Source organism: Streptomyces otsuchiensis (genome assembly GCF_004305975.1).
Classification (GTDB): domain Bacteria; phylum Actinomycetota; class Actinomycetes; order Streptomycetales; family Streptomycetaceae; genus Streptomyces; species Streptomyces otsuchiensis.
Map to the genome: position 1 here is coordinate 1 of NZ_BHZI01000144.1, position 15,564 is coordinate 15,564.

At 70.7% G+C, this 15,564-nt stretch carries 15 protein-coding genes and 1 pseudogene; 11 read left to right on the forward strand and 5 right to left on the reverse strand.

From position 1 onward, the window contains the following. Positions 1–270 (reverse strand): annotated as a pseudogene (locus E0D90_RS27870) (hypothetical protein); the annotation flags it as partial. A gap of 272 nt (positions 271–542) precedes the next feature. On the opposite strand from E0D90_RS27870, the gene E0D90_RS15175 reads away from it, so the two are divergent. From E0D90_RS15175 to E0D90_RS15190, 4 genes are read left to right on the forward strand one after another with little or no spacing between them, the layout of a single operon-like run. Next, positions 543–1,616: an ABC transporter ATP-binding protein gene (locus E0D90_RS15175; RefSeq protein WP_130798737.1), complete on the forward strand. Its 1,074-nt coding sequence runs from the start codon at positions 543–545 to the stop codon at positions 1,614–1,616. Beyond that, entirely contained in the window at positions 1,606–2,544 is a 939-nt protein-coding gene (locus tag E0D90_RS15180) for an ABC transporter permease subunit (RefSeq protein WP_107499077.1), read from the forward strand. Before E0D90_RS15175 ends, E0D90_RS15180 begins: the two co-directional genes overlap by 11 nt. 1 nt (position 2,545) lies before the next feature. Then, entirely contained in the window at positions 2,546–3,463 is a 918-nt protein-coding gene (locus E0D90_RS15185; RefSeq protein WP_103502442.1) for an ABC transporter ATP-binding protein, read from the forward strand. A gap of 23 nt (positions 3,464–3,486) precedes the next feature. Then, positions 3,487–4,209 carry an ABC transporter permease subunit gene (locus E0D90_RS15190; protein ID WP_130798739.1) on the forward strand — a complete coding sequence of 241 codons (723 nt, stop codon included), beginning with the start codon at positions 3,487–3,489 and terminating at the stop codon, positions 4,207–4,209. A gap of 118 nt (positions 4,210–4,327) precedes the next feature. Here the strand turns inward: E0D90_RS15190 and E0D90_RS15195 are convergent, their stop codons facing one another. Next, positions 4,328–5,122: an SDR family NAD(P)-dependent oxidoreductase gene (locus tag E0D90_RS15195; protein ID WP_103502441.1), complete on the reverse strand. Its 795-nt coding sequence runs from the start codon at positions 5,120–5,122 to the stop codon at positions 4,328–4,330. A gap of 430 nt (positions 5,123–5,552) precedes the next feature. On the opposite strand from E0D90_RS15195, the gene E0D90_RS15200 reads away from it, so the two are divergent. The 7 genes from E0D90_RS15200 (at position 5,553) to E0D90_RS15230 (ending at position 13,060) form a co-directional block, all read left to right on the forward strand. Further along, positions 5,553–7,388: a right-handed parallel beta-helix repeat-containing protein gene (locus E0D90_RS15200; RefSeq protein WP_227870237.1), complete on the forward strand. Its 1,836-nt coding sequence runs from the start codon at positions 5,553–5,555 to the stop codon at positions 7,386–7,388. A 319-nt stretch (positions 7,389–7,707) separates the two neighbouring features. Next, entirely contained in the window at positions 7,708–8,040 is a 333-nt protein-coding gene (locus E0D90_RS15205) for a putative quinol monooxygenase (RefSeq protein WP_103502439.1), read from the forward strand. 174 nt (positions 8,041–8,214) lie between these two features. After that, positions 8,215–10,041: an SDR family oxidoreductase gene (locus E0D90_RS15210; protein ID WP_130798727.1), complete on the forward strand. Its 1,827-nt coding sequence runs from the start codon at positions 8,215–8,217 to the stop codon at positions 10,039–10,041. A gap of 401 nt (positions 10,042–10,442) precedes the next feature. Continuing rightward, positions 10,443–11,288 (forward strand): helix-turn-helix domain-containing protein, encoded by an 846-nt coding sequence (locus E0D90_RS15215; protein WP_130798729.1) that lies wholly within the window; start codon positions 10,443–10,445, stop codon positions 11,286–11,288. Further along, on the forward strand, positions 11,264–11,464 hold the full coding sequence (locus tag E0D90_RS15220) for a DUF397 domain-containing protein (protein ID WP_103502436.1): 201 nt from the start codon (positions 11,264–11,266) through the stop codon (positions 11,462–11,464). Before E0D90_RS15215 ends, E0D90_RS15220 begins: the two co-directional genes overlap by 25 nt. A gap of 97 nt (positions 11,465–11,561) precedes the next feature. Next, complete coding sequence (locus E0D90_RS15225) at positions 11,562–12,080, forward strand: DUF6247 family protein (protein WP_130798731.1); 519 nt, start codon at positions 11,562–11,564, stop codon at positions 12,078–12,080. Between the two features lie 131 nt (positions 12,081–12,211). After that, positions 12,212–13,060, forward strand: coding sequence for a DUF3626 domain-containing protein (locus tag E0D90_RS15230; RefSeq protein ID WP_130798733.1), 849 nt, complete (start codon positions 12,212–12,214; stop codon positions 13,058–13,060). A 126-nt stretch (positions 13,061–13,186) separates the two neighbouring features. On the opposite strand, the gene E0D90_RS15235 is transcribed toward E0D90_RS15230, so the two are convergent. From E0D90_RS15235 to E0D90_RS26600, 3 genes are all read right to left on the reverse strand, one after another. Beyond that, the gene (locus tag E0D90_RS15235; RefSeq protein WP_130798735.1) at positions 13,187–13,561 is read right to left on the reverse strand and encodes a hypothetical protein; all 375 of its coding nucleotides are present in this window, start codon (positions 13,559–13,561) and stop codon (positions 13,187–13,189) included. A gap of 510 nt (positions 13,562–14,071) precedes the next feature. Continuing rightward, entirely contained in the window at positions 14,072–14,881 is an 810-nt protein-coding gene (locus E0D90_RS15240; protein ID WP_227870238.1) for a phosphotransferase enzyme family protein, read from the reverse strand. 90 nt (positions 14,882–14,971) lie between these two features. Continuing rightward, on the reverse strand, positions 14,972–15,564 hold a 593-nt coding region (locus E0D90_RS26600; RefSeq protein WP_157996870.1), incomplete at its 5' end, for a hypothetical protein.

A 15,564-nucleotide genomic window follows, 5' to 3' on the forward strand; every position in this document is an offset into this window, starting at 1 on the left:
GCCGGGGCCGGGGGCGGGCTCGGGGACCGGTTGCGGATGAGAGCCGGGGGCGTCGGCCGGGCCGGATATCTGTCCGTGCCGGGCGGAGTCGGACGGCGGTGCGGGCGGGTCCCCGACGCGCTCCCCCGCCGAGGCGGGGTGCGCGGTCATCAGCAGACCGGCTCCGGCCAGGAACCCGAGAAAGGCCGTGACCACCAGCAGGCCCCGGCCACGGGTGGTCCGATCGCGAGGTGACCGGTGGCGGGCGGCGCTTGCGTCGTCGCCACGCATACGGCCGTCACCTCCCCCGGTCCGGTTCGCCACGCGATTGCATACAGCTCCGCCCTGCGCTTGCCCCATGGCATGAACAACTAACGTTGCCCCGTTCAGGTGACGCCCTTCCGGAGATTGACCCATGGGAACTCACGTACGATCCCGGATCCGGCTCCCTACGGGGATCACCCCGACAGCCTCCCCCCACGGAACGACTGTCGGATGATCCGTCCGAGACTTCCGGGGGACGTGAGTCAGCTCACCGCACCGGTAACGTCAACGCCGTGACTGTGATCGTGACCGAAGGGCTCAGCAAGCGGTATCCAGGGGTGACCGCGCTGGACCGGCTCACGGTGAACATCGGACCGGGCGTGACCGGTCTCGTGGGAGCCAACGGAGCCGGTAAGTCGACCCTGATCAAACTCCTGCTGGGGCTCGCCCCAGCCACCGAGGGCACCTCGCGCGTACTCGGCAAGGACTCGGCCGTGGACGGCTCCGCCATCCGCGCGCAGGTCGGGTACATGCCGGAGCACGACTGCCTGCCACCCGACGTGCCGGCGACCGAGTTCGTCGTCCACATGGCCCGGATGTCCGGCCTGCCGCGCACGGCCGCCCGCGAACGCACCGCCGACACCCTGCGCCATGTGGGACTGTACGAGGCGCGCTACCGCCCGATCGGCGGCTACTCCACCGGCATGAAGCAGCGGGTGAAGCTGGCGCAGGCGCTGGTCCACGACCCGCAGCTGGTGCTGCTGGACGAGCCGACCAACGGCCTCGACCCGGCCGGCCGGGACGAGATGCTCGCCCTGATCCGCCGCGTGCACACCGACTTCGGCATCTCGGTGCTGGTCACCTCCCACCTGCTGGGAGAGCTGGAACGCACCAGCGACCACATCGTGGTGATCGACGGCGGCAAGCTGCTGCGGTCGGAGTCCATCGGCGGCTTCACCCAGTCCACCACCACGCTCGCCGTGGAGGTCACCGACAGCGACCGGCACCCCAACGGCGCGGAGGCGGTGCACGAGGCACTGACCGCCGCCGGGCTCACCGCCCAGCGCGACGCCGGCCAGCTGGTGCTGGTCGAGCTGGCCCCGGGCGCCGAGGGCGACGCCGGCTACGACACGGTGCGCGACACCATCGCGGATATGGGCCTGGGCCTGGTGCGGATGGAGCAGCGCCGCCACCGGATCGCCGAGGTGTTCGCCGAACGCGTCGACGCCGCACCGGCCGCACCGGCCGCACCAGAGGGCCCGACGACACCGGCCGACCCGACCACACCGGAGGGCCCGGCCGACCCGGCGGAGGTCCCCGCCCAGGCACCCACCCCGGCAGCCCAGGAAGGAGCGGACGGCCGTGCACACTGACCCGAACACCACCCGGTCCGCCGATGCCGCTCCCGACGGGCCGACCGCCCGCGGTGACGCCCGCATCCACAACATCGGTTACCGCAGCTACTCCGGCCCCCGGCTGGGCCGTTCACACGGACGCGCCTCGCTGATCGAGCACTCGCTGCGCGGCGCCTTCGGCCTCGGCCGCTCGGCGCGCTCCAAGGTGCTGCCGATGCTGCTGCTGACGATCATGACGCTGCCGGCCATGATCATGGTCGCCGTCGCCATCGCGACCGACCTCAACGAACTGCCGCTGGAATACACCCGGTACGTCGTCTTCATGCAGCCGATCGTCGGTCTCTACGTCGCGCTGGCCGCGCCGCAGATGGTCTCGCTCGACCTGCGGTACCGCACCACCCCGCTCTACTTCTCGCGCCCGCTGGAGCGCTCGGACTACGTGACGGCCAAGCTCGCGGCGCTCTCCGTGGCGATCTTCGTCTTCTGCGCGCTGCCGCTGGTCCTGCTCTATGCCGGCGCGCTGCTCGGCGAGTTGTCGCCGAGTGACGAGACCGTGGGCTTCCTCCAGGGCCTCGCCGGTGCCGTGGTCTTCGCGGTGCTGCACTCCGCGCTCGCCCTGCTGATCGCGTCGTTCACGCCCCGCCGCGGCTTCGGTGTCGCCGCCGTCATCGCGGTGCTCACCGTGCCGTACTTCGCGGCGACCTCGCTCCAGTGGATCGTCTACGACCTGGGGTCCTCCGGTGCGGTCGACTGGATCGGCCTGCTCTCCCCCGGCACGCTCATGGACGGTTTCCAGGGCGCCTACCTGGGCGGCGCGACCGACTTCCCCTCCGGCATCGCGCCGGCGGCCGGCGGCGCCGGACTGGCGTATCTGCTGGTCACCGTCGGTCTGACCGCGCTCTGCTCGTTCCTGCTGCTGCGCCGCTACCGGAAGGTGGGGATCTGACATGGCCGTCATCCGCATCGAGAACGTCTCCCGGTGGTTCGGGAACGTCGTCGCCGTCAACGACGTGTCGATCGACATCACGCCCGGCATCACCGGGCTGCTCGGCCCCAACGGCGCCGGCAAGTCCACTCTCATCCACATGATGAGCGGCTTCCTGCCGCCGTCCACCGGCCGGGTCACCCTGGACGGCGACGTCATCTGGCACAACACCGAGGCGTACCGCCGGATCGGGCTGGTGCCCGAGACGGAGACGACCTACGAGTTCCTCGACGGCCGGGAGTTCGTCCGGGCCAACGCCGAACTCCAGGGTCTGGACGATCCGGGTGCCGCCACCGAACGGGCCCTGGAGACCGTCGAGATGACGGCCGCCGCCGACCGTCCGGTCTCCACCTACAGCAAGGGCATGCGCCAGCGCGTGAAGATGGCGTCCGCGCTGGTGCACGACCCGGCGGTGCTGCTGCTGGACGAGCCGTTCAACGGCATGGACCCGCGTCAGCGGATGCATCTGATGAACCTGCTCCGGCGGATGGGCGAGGAAGGCCGCACGGTCCTGTTCTCCTCCCACATCCTGGAGGAGGTCGAGCAACTCGCCAGCCACATCGAGGTGATCGTCGCGGGCCGTCACGCCGCCTCCGGTGACTTCCGCAAGATCCGCCGGCTGATGACCGACCGGCCGCACCGCTACCTGATCCGCTCCAGCGACGACCGCGCGCTGGCCGCCGCCCTGATCGCCGACCCGTCCACGCAGGGGCTCGAACTCGACGTCACCGAGAAGGCGTTGCGCGTCGAGGCGATCGACTTCCACCGCTTCGCCGAACAACTGCCGCGGCTGGCCAGGGAAAACGACATCCGGCTGCTGACGGTCTCACCGTCGGACGAGTCGCTGGAAAGCGTCTTCTCCTACCTGGTCAGCGCGTAAGGAGACCGCCCACCATGACCGCCATCTACCATCCCACGGTCGCGCGGCTCACCTTCCGCGCGCTGCTCGGGCGGCGCCGAGCCCTGATCATGGCGCTCCTGCCGATGCTGCTGCTGGCCATCGCCATCGCGGTCCGGGCCCTCAACGGGGCCGACGACCGCGCGGCGGCCACGGTGCTCGGCGGGTTCGCCCTCGCCGCGATGGTCCCGCTGGTCGGCGTCATCGCCGGTACCGGCGCCATCGCCCCGGAGATCGACGACGGCTCCGTCGTCTACCTGCTGTCCAAGCCGGTCAGCCGTCAGACGATCATCACCACCAAGTTCATCGTGGCGTGCGCCGTCACCGGGCTGTTCACCGTGGTCCCGGTGTACGTCGCGGGGCTGATCCTCAACAACAACAGCCAGCAGATCGCCTTCGCCTTCACCGCGGCGACGGCCGCGGCGGTGGTCGCCTACAGCGCGATCTTCCTGCTGCTCGGCGTGGTCTCCCGGAACGCCGTGGTCATCGGCCTGATCTACGCGCTGGTCTGGGAGGCGCTGCTGGGCAGCCTGATGCCGGGCGTCGGCAACCTCTCGGTCCAGCAGTGGTCGTTGACCCTGGCCGAGCAGATCGCCGCCTCCGGCGCGAACGTCACCTCGACGGTCTCACTGACCGCCGGGTCGATCCTGCTGGTGATCGCGACCGTCGGCGGTGTCTGGTACGCGGGACGTCGCCTGGCGTCGTTCAGCTTCGCCGGGGATCACTGACCGCACCCGGACCGATTCGTCCCGCTCCCGATACGGATACGCCCCGCACGGCCCTTGGTTGGGCGGTGCGGGGCGTCTCCGCGTCCGGGGTCCGCCGTGCGGCCCGCCCCACCAGGTGTCAGGGCAGGATCGCGTCCACGTAGCCGCCGTCCACGCGGAGCGCGCCACCGGTGGTGGCCGAGGCGAACGGCGAGCTGAGGTACACCACCATGTTGGCGATCTCGGACGGCTCGATCAGCCGCTGGATCAGCGACTGTGGCCGGTGCGCGCGCATGAACTCCCGCTGCGCCTCCTCCCACGGCAGGTCGCGGTCGACCAGTTCGTAGACGAAGTCCTCGACGCCTCCGGTGTGGGTCGGTCCCGCGATGACCGAGTTGACGGTGACGCCGGTGCCCGCCGCCTCCTTGGCGAAGCCGCGGCTCACGCCGAGCAGCGCCGTCTTGGTGACGCCGTAGTGGATCATCTCGGCGGGCGTGACGACGGCGGAGTCACTGGCGATGTACTGCACCCGGCCCCAGCCGCGCCCGGTCATGCCGGGCAGGTAGTGGCGGGTGGCGCGTACCGAGGCGAGCACGTTGACCTCGAAGTACCGTCGCCACTCGGCGTCTTCCACCTCCAGGGCGGGCTTGGCGCCGAAGATCCCCAGGTTGTTGACGAGGATGTCGGCGGTGGGCAGCGCGTCGAAGACGGCGCGGGAGCCGTCGTCGGTGGCGAGGTCGCCGGGCGCGGCGAGGAACTCGGCGCCGGGCGCCTCGGCCCGCAGCCGCTCCAGCGCCGCGCGGACGGACTCCTCGGTTCGGCCGTTGACCGCGACGGCTGCGCCGGCGCGGGCCAGCCCGGTGGCGATGGCGGCGCCGATGCCCTGGGTGGAGCCGGTGACGAGGGCGGTCCGGCCGGTGAGGTCGATGCGCACGGTGGTCCTTCCGATGGGAGTGCCGGCGGCGGGCCGGCGGGCGGTGCGTGGAGGTGGTCCGGGGTGGTCCGGGGTGGTCCGGGGTGGCCGCCGGCGGGGTGACCCGGGCAACGACGCCACCGGGCGCCGGGTTATTCCGCAATCCGCGCCGAGCAGGTAATCGGCCGCCAGTTGCTGAATGCGGCGCTCCGCTGAGCCCGGGAGCAGCGGGCTAAACATGCAAACGGTTGCTGTTCCAGCGGGATATCACGATCAGCTCAGATAGCGCTTACCGCCTTGCGGTGTCTCGTGTATTGACATGCTACGACCAGGAGGCAAATCTATTACCGTCATGTAACTGCAAGGGGTTGCAGTGATGGGTCGCATTTCCGGAGAACTGAGACGCTCCCACGCCTCGCTCAGTACACCCTCCCTCCGGAGAGAGGTTTCCATGTCGCATACATATTCCCGCCGCGGGCGCCGCCGCTGGTACAGCGCCCTCGCCGTGTCACTCGTCGGAGCGATGGCCGTCTTTCTGCTGGGCACCGCCGGCCCGGCCGCGGCCGCCACCGTGCTCACCGAGGACTTCGAGAACGGTGCCCCGAGCGGCTGGACGAAGTCCGGCGGTGACTGGCACGTCGCCCCTGACGGCGGTTCCCAGGTCTTCAAACAGTCCAAGACCGACAGTGAACTGGCCCGTCAGCTCGGCGGCGACGCCTCCTGGCGCGACTACAGCGTCCAGGCCCGCGTCAAGCCGGACACCCTCGCAGGTTCCTCCTCGTTCGCCGCCCTCGGGGCCCGCGCCAGCAGCGCCACCCGGATGTACCGGGTGGCCCTCTACCCCAACCGCGCCGAGCTGCAGTCCGTCAACGGCGGCCAGGTCAGCACCATCGGCACGCGGAGCCTGACCTCCACCGCCGGTACCTGGCACACCCTCGCTCTCACCGTCAACGGCGGCACCGTCAGCGCGACCGTCAACGGGCAGACGATCTCCTCCACCGCCCACTCGGCCTGGACCCAGGGCCGCATCGCGCTGGTCACCTCCAACGCCGCGGCCTCCTTCGACGACGTGCTCGTCACCTCCGACGGCGTCCCGCCCGACCCCACCAACCCGGACCCCACCAACCCTGATCCGACCAACCCCGACCCCACCAACCCGGACCCGACCAACCCGGACCCCACCAACCCTCCGGACCCGACCGGCCCGGTGCTCTACGCGGCGCCCGGCGGGCGGGCCGACGCGGCCGGAACGCAGTCCGACCCGACGACGGTGCCAGCCGCGATCAGCCGGGTCACCCCCGGCGGGACGATCTACCTGCGCGGCGGGACATACAACTACGCCCAGCCGATCGTCATCCAGCCGGGCAACAACGGCAGTTCGGGTGCCCGCACCATCCTGACCTCGTACCCGGGTGAGACCCCGGTCCTGAACTTCTCCGCCATGAGCGAGGACCCGGCCAACCGCGGTCTGTCGATCAACGGCTCGTACTGGTACGTGTACGGCATCACGGTGGAACGCGCCGGCGACAACGGCATCTTCGTCGGGGGCAGCAACAACATCATCGAGCGCACCATCACGCGCTTCAACCGGGACTCCGGGCTCCAGATCTCCCGGGTCGGCTCCACCACCCCGAACAACCAGTGGCCCTCCCACAACCTCGTCCTGAGCGCGGTCTCCCACGACAACGCGGACTCCGACGGCGAGGACGCGGACGGCTTCGCGGCCAAGCTCACCTCCGGCCCCGGCAACGTCTTCCGCTACGCCGTGGCGCACAACAACATCGACGACGGCTGGGACCTCTACACCAAGCGCGACACCGGGCCCATCGGCGCGGTGACCATCGAGGACTCCCTCGCCTACAACAACGGCACGCTGAGCAACGGCACCCAGAACCCCAGCGGTGACCGCAACGGCTTCAAACTCGGCGGCGAGGACATCGGCGTCAACCACACCATCCACCGCAACATCGCCTTCAACAACGGCAAGCACGGCTTCACCTACAACCGGAACCTCGGCACCATGTCGGTCCGGGGCAACGTCAGCATCAACAGCAAGGAACGCAACTTCCAGTTCGACGGCGGCACTTCGGTCTTCCGCGACAACGTCTCCTGTCACAGCGGCAGCGGGTCGAACGACCGGACCATCGGCAACGTCGACAGCTCCAACCAGTTCTGGTCCGGTTCCAACGGGCCCAAGTGCTCCGCCTACACCGGCACTCTGGGCTGGTCCTTCAACGCGGACGGCAGCCTGCGCGTGACGTTCGGCGGCACCGTGGTCAAGCCGTAAGCGGCGGCCGGGCCGCACGCCGGCCCGGGCACCGCGTGGCCGGTCCCTCCGGTTCGTCCGGAGGGACCGGCCCTCGGCATGGGGCCCTCGGCACGGGGCCTCGCGTGGGAGGCGCGGGGCCCCGGCCGGCGGGACGGCGCTCCGGACGGGGTGGCGCACGGCGGCCGACGGCACGCCGGGGACGCGTGGGCGGCCCGGGACCGGGCACGCGATGATGGTGCAAGCCCGTGTGACCTGCCGGATCACCGTCCGGCGACCCGGCCGCACGGGCCACCGGCCTCGCCCGTCCCGGGCACCCCCATGGCACCGAGGAGCCCCGATGATCTTCATCACCGTCAAGTTCACCGTCCGCCCCGAGCACACCGACGGCTGGCTGGACCGGGTCGACGCCTTCACCCGGGCCACCCGCGCCGAGCCGGGCAACATCTTCTTCGAGTGGTCCCGCAGCGTGGACGACCCGAACGTGTTCGTACTGGTGGAGGCGTTCCGGGACGGAGACGCCGGCAAGGCGCACGTGGAGTCCGACCACTTCAAGGCGGGCACCGAGGCCATGTCGTACGCGGTCGCCTCCCGCCCGGAGATCGTCTCCACCGAGATCCCGGGCATGGACGGCTGGGGCGAGATGGGCGAGGTCGCCCCCCGCGAGAGCTGAGCCGCACCCGCGAGAGCCATGCCCGCACCCGGCCGCGCCGTCCGGGTGCGGGCATGGCGCGCGGACCGCCCGGGTAGTCGCCACTGATGTGGCGCCCGGGCGCTCTCGCGTCCGTCTGCAGCGGCGTCACGGCTGATCCGCTACGGCTGACCGCTACGACGACGGGACGGTGCCATGGGCTCGCAGGAGAACCCCGAGACGGACGACGCGGCGGGCCCCGGCGCCCCCGCACCGAGCGGGAACGAGGCGCGCACGCGCACCGTCCACACCCCCGACGGCCTGCGGCTGGCAGTCGACGAGTACGGCGATCCCACCCGGCCCACCGTCGTCCTGGTGCACGGCTACCCCGACACCCAGGAGGTGTGGTCGCGGGTGGCCGACCGGCTCGCGCCGGACTTCCACGTGGTGACCTACGACGTGCGCGGCCACGGCCGTTCCCAGACGCCCGATCCGCTGCGCGGCGGCTTCACTCTCGACAAGCTGACCGACGACTTCCTCGCCGTAGCCGACGCCGTGAGCCCGGATGTCCCGGTCCATCTCGTGGGCCACGACTGGGGATCGGTCCAGGGCTGGGAGTTCGCCACCGTCGAACGCACCCGGCACCGCATCGCCACCTTCACCTCCATGTCCGGCCCCTCGCTCGACCACATCGGGCACTGGCTCAAGCACCGCACCAAGAACCCGACGCCCGCGCACGTCGCCCAACTCCTCGGCCAGGGCGCCAAGTCCTGGTACGTCGGCTTCTTCCACACCCCCGCGCTGCCGGAACTGGCCTGGCGCGGACCGGCCGGAGCCGCCTGGCCGCTGGTGATGCGGAAGCTGGAGAAGACGCCGGACGACGGCTACCCCACCGGGACCCTGCGCTCGGACGCGGCGACCGGCGTCTGGCTCTACCGGGACAACGTCCGCCCCCGGCTGCGCGATCCGCGCCCGGACGCGGACGCCCACGTGCCGGTGCAGCTGATCCACCCCACCGGCGACGGGTATGTCTCCGCCCGCCTCTTCGACCAGCTCGACCAGTGGGTGCCGCGGCTGGTGCGTCGAGAACTCCCCGGCAAGCACTGGGCACCGCGCACCCGCCCGGACCAGCTCGCCACCTGGATCAGGCAGTTCATCGACGCGGACGTGGAGCACGGCCGCCCGCTGCCCGAACCGGGCTGCTACAGCGAACGGTTCAGCGACCAGCTGGTCCTGGTCACCGGGGCGGCGCACGGTATCGGTGAGGCGACCGCGCTGGCGTTCGCCGAGGCCGGGGCGCGGGTGATCGCGGTCGATCGTGACGCGGAGGGAGCCGCGCGCACGGCGCGCGCCGCCCGGACACGCGGCGCGGCGGAGGCATGGGCGGAGACCGCCGACGTCTCCGACGAGGCGCAGATGGAGCGTCTCGCCGCCACCGTCGCGGAGACGTACGGAACCGTGGACGTGCTGGTCAACAACGCGGGCATCGGCCTGGCCGGACCGTTCCTGGAGACCAGCACCGAGGAGTGGCGGCAGGTCCTGGACGTCAACCTCTGGGGCGTCATCCACGGCTGTCTGCTCTTCGGCAGGCAGATGGCCGAACGCGGACAGGGCGGCCACATCGTCAACGTCGCCTCGGCCGCCGCCTTCTCGCCCAGCCGCGCGCTGCCCGCCTACAGCACCTCCAAAGCGGCGGTGCTGATGCTCACCCAGTGCCTGCGCGCCGAACTCGCCGGCCAGGACATCGGGGTGAGCGCGGTCTGCCCCGGTTTCGTGAAGACGGACATCACGGCGACCACCCGGCACGTGGGCACCGGGGAGAAGGAACAGGACAGGCTCCGCAAGACCACCGGCCGGGCGTACCGGCTGCGCAACTACGCACCGGAGAAGGTCGCTTCGGCGATCGTGCGCACCGTCGCGGAGAACCGGGCCGTCGTCGCGGTCTCCGCCGAGGCACGCATCGGCCGCACCCTGGCCCGGGTCTCCCCGCGCCTGACCCGCGCCCTGGCCCGCGCGGCCAAGGGGCCGAAACGGAAGAAGTGACCACCCCGATATCGTCACCCTGCGTATCCGGCCGGGGTCGCCCACTGCTGCGGCGGCCCCGGCCGGCTCGTGCGCCGACCGGCCTCGACGGCGCGGATCACACCGAACGGTAGTGCGGCAACGTTCGCACGCCCCTGCCGCACCCCAACGCTCTGAACTGGCATTTTCCCTCTCCTCAGGGTGTCCGCGCGGTGAACACGGGCACCACGAAGCCGCCCCCGGCGGCTCCATCGAACCCACCCGGAACGGCCTCTCGGAACTTTGCGCGACCCCCTGCACAACTCCTCTCCGTAGCGTTACGGTTACCAGCATCGCGGCCGAGAACGGCCTCCCCCGGGGTGGAAGCAGTCGGGCCTACGGCGCCGCGCGAAACAACGACACCGACAACACCAGGGGGTGCCATGCCGAGCAGGCGTGCTCTCAGTGGCAAGAGCCAGGAACCACGGCGCCGTTACGCCGAGGAGCTACGCACACTACGGACGGCCAAAGGGCTGTCCCTGCGCGAGCTGGGCGCGGCCATCACCTACGACTTCACCCACCTGGGCCGGATGGAACTGGGCGAATCCCTCGGCGGCCCCGAGCTCGCCGCCGCCCTCGACGCGTTCTACGGAACGACCCACCTGACCGTTCTGTGGGAACTGGCCCTCCGCGACCCCGGCCAGTTCCGCGAGCGCTACCGGCACTACATGAAGCTGGAAGCCGATGCGCTGGCGTTTCAGAAGTACGCTCCGGGTCTCATGCCCGGCCTGCTGCAGAGCGAGCCGTACGCACGATCCGTCCTGACGGCGGGCGGCTGTCCCAGCGAGATCCTGGACCAGCAGGTCGAGGCGCGGATGGCACGCCAGCATGTGCTCGACGGCCCACGCCCGCCCCATCTGCGCGCGGTGCTCTCCGAAGCCGTGCTGCGCGCGCCGCTCGCCGATCCGGCCGCGTGGCAGGAACAACTCTCCCTGCTGGCCGAGGCGGCGGAGCGGCCCCAGGTGGCGATCCAGATCCTGCCGCTCTCCCTCGGCCCGCAGGCGCTGCCGGGGACCGACATCATGTTCCTGCGGCTCCGCGACGGCCGGACGGTCGCCTGGGTCGAGACGGCCCACAGCGGCGAACTCGTGACGGAAACGCTCGGTGTCGAGAGGCTACAGCTGCGCTACGATCAGGTACGCGACCAGGCTCTCTCACCGGCCGAATCGCTGACCCTGATCGCCGAGATCCTGGAGGAAGTGCCGTGCGAGCCCACTGTGTCGAACTGACCGCAGCCGCCTGGCGCACGTCCAGCTACAGCAACGGTGACGGCGGCGAATGCGTCGAGGTGGCGGACAACGTCCCCGGCGTACTCCCGGTCCGCGACAGCAAGAACCCCACCGGTCCCGCCCTCGCCTTCCCCCACACAAGCTGGACCGCCTTCCTCGGCACGCTCCACCGCTGAGCCCGGTCCCAGCCCCCAGCGCCAACCGGCCCTCTCCGCACTGCGGAGAGGGCCGACCTTTTCGCACCGTGGGGACACCTGCTTCGACATCAGGACTGTGGAAGGCGAGACAGTGGGCACGTTCAGCGGAGCCTGGGTTCGCAGCGCCCTCTCGGATGAGGACCGCGACTCGTTCGAAGCACAGTTCGCGTTCGCACTGGCAGGCGTTCGGCTCTCCTACGAGATCGAACCGCTGGCCGAGGTCGTACGGGAATGGTGGACGCACGCCGGAGGAGACCGCGACGCGGCCGACGCCGACCGCTACCGATCCCAGCGGGACGCCACGATCACCCGCCGACCGCAGCTCCCCCAACAGGACCCCACTCGCTGGGTCGATCGCACCGGCCCCGCCGTCTTCGCGGCCCTCACCCCCGATGACCGGGTTCGCTTCGAGCTCGACTTCACCGGGGCCGCAGATTTCGCCGCACAGAGCTACGACCACCTGCGCCTGGTCGAAGTCGTCCACGACTGGTGGACACCGGCTTGCCGCAACGCCAACCCCGAACACCAGCAGATCGACCTGGAGATGATCCGGCGCATCGAATCCGGTGACGAGTCGTTGTTCGCCGACGACTAGGAACAGTCTGGGCATGGCCACCCACGAGATCCGGTTCGTCACCGAGGCCGCACGCCAGAGCGATCGGCGGTGGCACCGGTCCGGGGCGGTATGTGGGGTGGGCGGCGAGTGGGCGCGGGAAGACTCCCGTCATGGCGATGGACGGGCTTTCGACGGCAGCCGAACGAGCACTGCGGCACGTCGCCGCTCTCTCCTCCGGCGAACCGCTCCACCGAGGGTGGCGTATCACTCTCAACTTCCACCCGGACCGCTCCGTGAAAGGCGGCGGGACGATGCTCGCCCGGCTGGCCGAAGACGGCTTGTACCGCTCGCAGTTCGTCACCGGCACGAGCGCCGGTGGTCTCACCGCTCGCCCCGGAGGAGACCGTTGGCGGTGGGAGAGCCGGATGTTCGGCGGCGCCTACGACCACGGTCCGGCGCACCGTCGCCCGGTCTACGGGGCTCTCGACTTCCGGCGACGCGAGGTCGGTGCCGCCCCACGCTTCGGCTCGGCGCATCTGCGGCTGACGGAGGAGGCCCTGGACCGCTCGACCTACTGCTACCCCGACAGTTGCTTCGATCCGTCATCGTTCGGCGTTGCTCACCGTATGGAACTGGTCCGGCTCGCGGAGGCCGAGCGTCGCGACGCGCTCGACGACTACGTGGAAGCGCAGGTCCACGGTCCCGTCCAGCTCGGCCGGGACATCGAGGCAGTCGTCCTCGACCCGGGGCACCGGGGCACTGAAATCGAGGAGGTGGCGCGCCGGCTGCCGTGCCGCGTGGAGTGGCACAGCGGGTTCCGGCTCGCGGTCGAGCGGCTGGACCAGCTCGCCACCTACCGCGGGCCGGAGTACGTGCGGCTGGGCCGCGCTCTCGCCCGCGACGGAATACTGACGCCTCGGGAAATCGGAAAGGCCGCGATGTCGGGAGGGCACGACCCTCAGGCGCTGAAGAAGGTGTGGCACTGCCTCGCCCGGTTCGGGGCGCCCCAGGCCCGGTGACGGCGCCCCGCGACCGGAACTGGATCCGGCGCATCGATTCCAGTGCGAACAGCCCGTCGCGTGCGTCGGCCTGACGGCGATCGAGGCAGATCCGTACGACGACCCCGGAATCTCCCCGGTCCGCGATCAGATCTCCCTGGGGACGTCGTGCTCTCCGCTCGGCTCACGTCCTGGCGCTCCGGCACGGACGAACACGCAGTAGGCTTTCGCCCCGCTGTGAAACTTCACACCGAAGCCCGGGTAAACCGATGTGGAGCCGGAACGGGAGGCGGAATAGGCATACACATGTGAGACCTCTTCATTGCCGAGATTCGCCACCGCTCCGGCCAGGAACTCCTCGACGGATTGGACAGGTACCCGCCCGGCCAATTCCGGCAGTTCCACGGGTTCCGGGGCGGTGCCGCGTACGACCTTCTCTGGCTGACTCGGATCGTCTCCTTCCTGGCTCTGCACGGTGATCGCGTGCCAGATCAGCGCCCCAGACGGCAGCGTCACCTTCACACCGAACGGCCTCCTCGTGCCGTCGGACCAGGGCTCCGCGGCCAGGCCCGCGGCTCCATAGGCTTCTACAGCGCAGTCACGAAATCGATCCGGGCGCATTTCCAGATCCTCTCTCTGGGCAGTGCATCGCCTTTGACGGCGGGCACCGGCGTGTAGATCGCGGCGTTGGCGGACCCGTCCCATTCTTCACGGCCCACGGGCCTCGTTCGGGCCGATTCGCGTCAGGCGAGCTGTCCGCGCGGACGCATCAACCGGAACCGTGCGGTCCAGTGCGATCCCGCAACACGTCATTGCCCTGGTCCCCCATGCCGTTGTCCCCGCCCCACCCCTCCGCCACCGAGCCGGTTCCTCAGGCGACGTTCCACCTGATCGTGTGACTTCCGGGCCCGGCGGTGATCAGGAAGCGGTCGAGCCCCGGGGCGTCGTCGCGTCGCCAGGCGATCACGCGGTCAGCGGCGGGCCGGACGCAGGGGCAGCACCGGAGTGGGCGGTCGGTACGCCACTTCGTGGTCAGCGGGCGGGCGCGTCCTGGGTCAGGGCTGCCGTGAGGGTGGCTTCGTGGCGGACGATGTGGGCGGCGTCGGTCCGGTAGAGGTGGTCGTGTCCGTCGGCGATGTGGCGGGCGAAGGCGGTGTTGCCCGCGTCGGCCTGCTCGTGCATGTGACGGACCAGGTGGTCCAGGCGCTCCCGGGCCGTCGGGGCCAGCGCCGCCCGGTCCCGGACGCCGAGCCGGTAGGCGTCGGCGAGGAGCCGCAGGCGGCGCGCCTGTTCCGGGACGGGGAGGGTGAAGTCGGTGTTGCCCGGGTCTGTCAGCGGCACGAACCGGTAGGCGGCGTAGGCGAGATCCCAGACACGCGGTCCGGGGTGGGCGGTGTCGAAGTCGATGAGCGCCACCGGTGTCCCGTCGCGGAAGACGCAGTTGTAGGGAGCGACATCGCCGTGGCAGATCACCTCCGCCGGTTCGCGGGGCGAGAAGTACCAGTCGGCGTCCGGCTCCGGAGTGAAGCCGACGGTGGCGTCGTGGTATTCGCGCAGCAGCACGCCGACGGCCCGCAGCGCCTCGTCCGACCGGACCGCGTCGGTCAGCGGGTAGTTGCCGACCTCGCCGGGCACGAAGTCGAGGATCTCCCGCCCGTCGGCGTCGAATCCGTGCGCTCTCGGCGCCGCGGTGAACCCCGCCGACCGCAGGTGGGCGAGCAACGCGTGCACGGTCCGGGTCGACGGTCCAGGAGGGCGTCGCACGGTCGGCCCGACCCGCACCACATGGTGGACGCCGCCTCCGGCCAGGACCTCTTCGTCCTCTCGCTGCGGCTCGTTCACGGGTGCTCCTCCTGGGCGGCGGGCCGGGCCGACCCTCGGTGACGTGACGGTACAGGCAGCCGACAGGGCGCCACGCGGGGAGCGGCCTGTTCAGCGGGGCTCGCGGGTGGCCGGGGGCTTGGTGGTGACGCCGTCGGGGAAGCGGACGCGCAGGGCGTCGGGGTGCATGCCCTGGTTGAGCAGTTCCTGAATGACGGCGTCCGCGTGCGTGGTGGACAGGGTGATGTACTTGCCGTCGCGGCTGACGATCTCCAGCCCCGGCCCGGGCTCCACCACGAAGTTCATTCGCGACATGCGCCACTTGTTGGCCTTGGTGAACTCGGCCCGGCCCAGGTAACCGATCGCACCCATCGGGATCTTGACCCGCTTCTGGCTGGTGGACAGTTCGAGGACGCTCTTCTTCAGCTGGGCGCGCGCCGCTGAGAGGTAGAGAGCGATACCGCCGAGGAACAGGGCGCCGATGACCACGCCGACCACGGCGCCGATCACGACCGCCAGGGTGCTCATCTCGTCGCTGTAGGCCATCGCTCCGCCGATGGTGCCGAACACGGCGGCGCCGAGCGTTCCGAGCGGGATCACCTGCCAGTAGAGGGCGCTCTGCGGCCGGTGCGACCACTCGAAGCTCCCGGCGGCGACCTCGCCGTTGACGGAGACGTACCGCGGGGCGGGGGCGTGCTGCGGGG

Coding starts and splice junctions, on each gene's coding strand:
- E0D90_RS15205 (WP_103502439.1), top strand. CDS start 7,708: ATGATCTTCATCACCGTCAAGTTCACCGTCCGCCCCGAGCACACCGAC.
- E0D90_RS15185 (WP_103502442.1), top strand. CDS start 2,546: ATGGCCGTCATCCGCATCGAGAACGTCTCCCGGTGGTTCGGGAACGTC.
- E0D90_RS15200 (WP_227870237.1), top strand. CDS start 5,553: ATGTCGCATACATATTCCCGCCGCGGGCGCCGCCGCTGGTACAGCGCC.
- E0D90_RS15215 (WP_130798729.1), top strand. CDS start 10,443: ATGCCGAGCAGGCGTGCTCTCAGTGGCAAGAGCCAGGAACCACGGCGC.
- E0D90_RS15210 (WP_130798727.1), top strand. CDS start 8,215: ATGGGCTCGCAGGAGAACCCCGAGACGGACGACGCGGCGGGCCCCGGC.
- E0D90_RS15230 (WP_130798733.1), top strand. CDS start 12,212: ATGGCGATGGACGGGCTTTCGACGGCAGCCGAACGAGCACTGCGGCAC.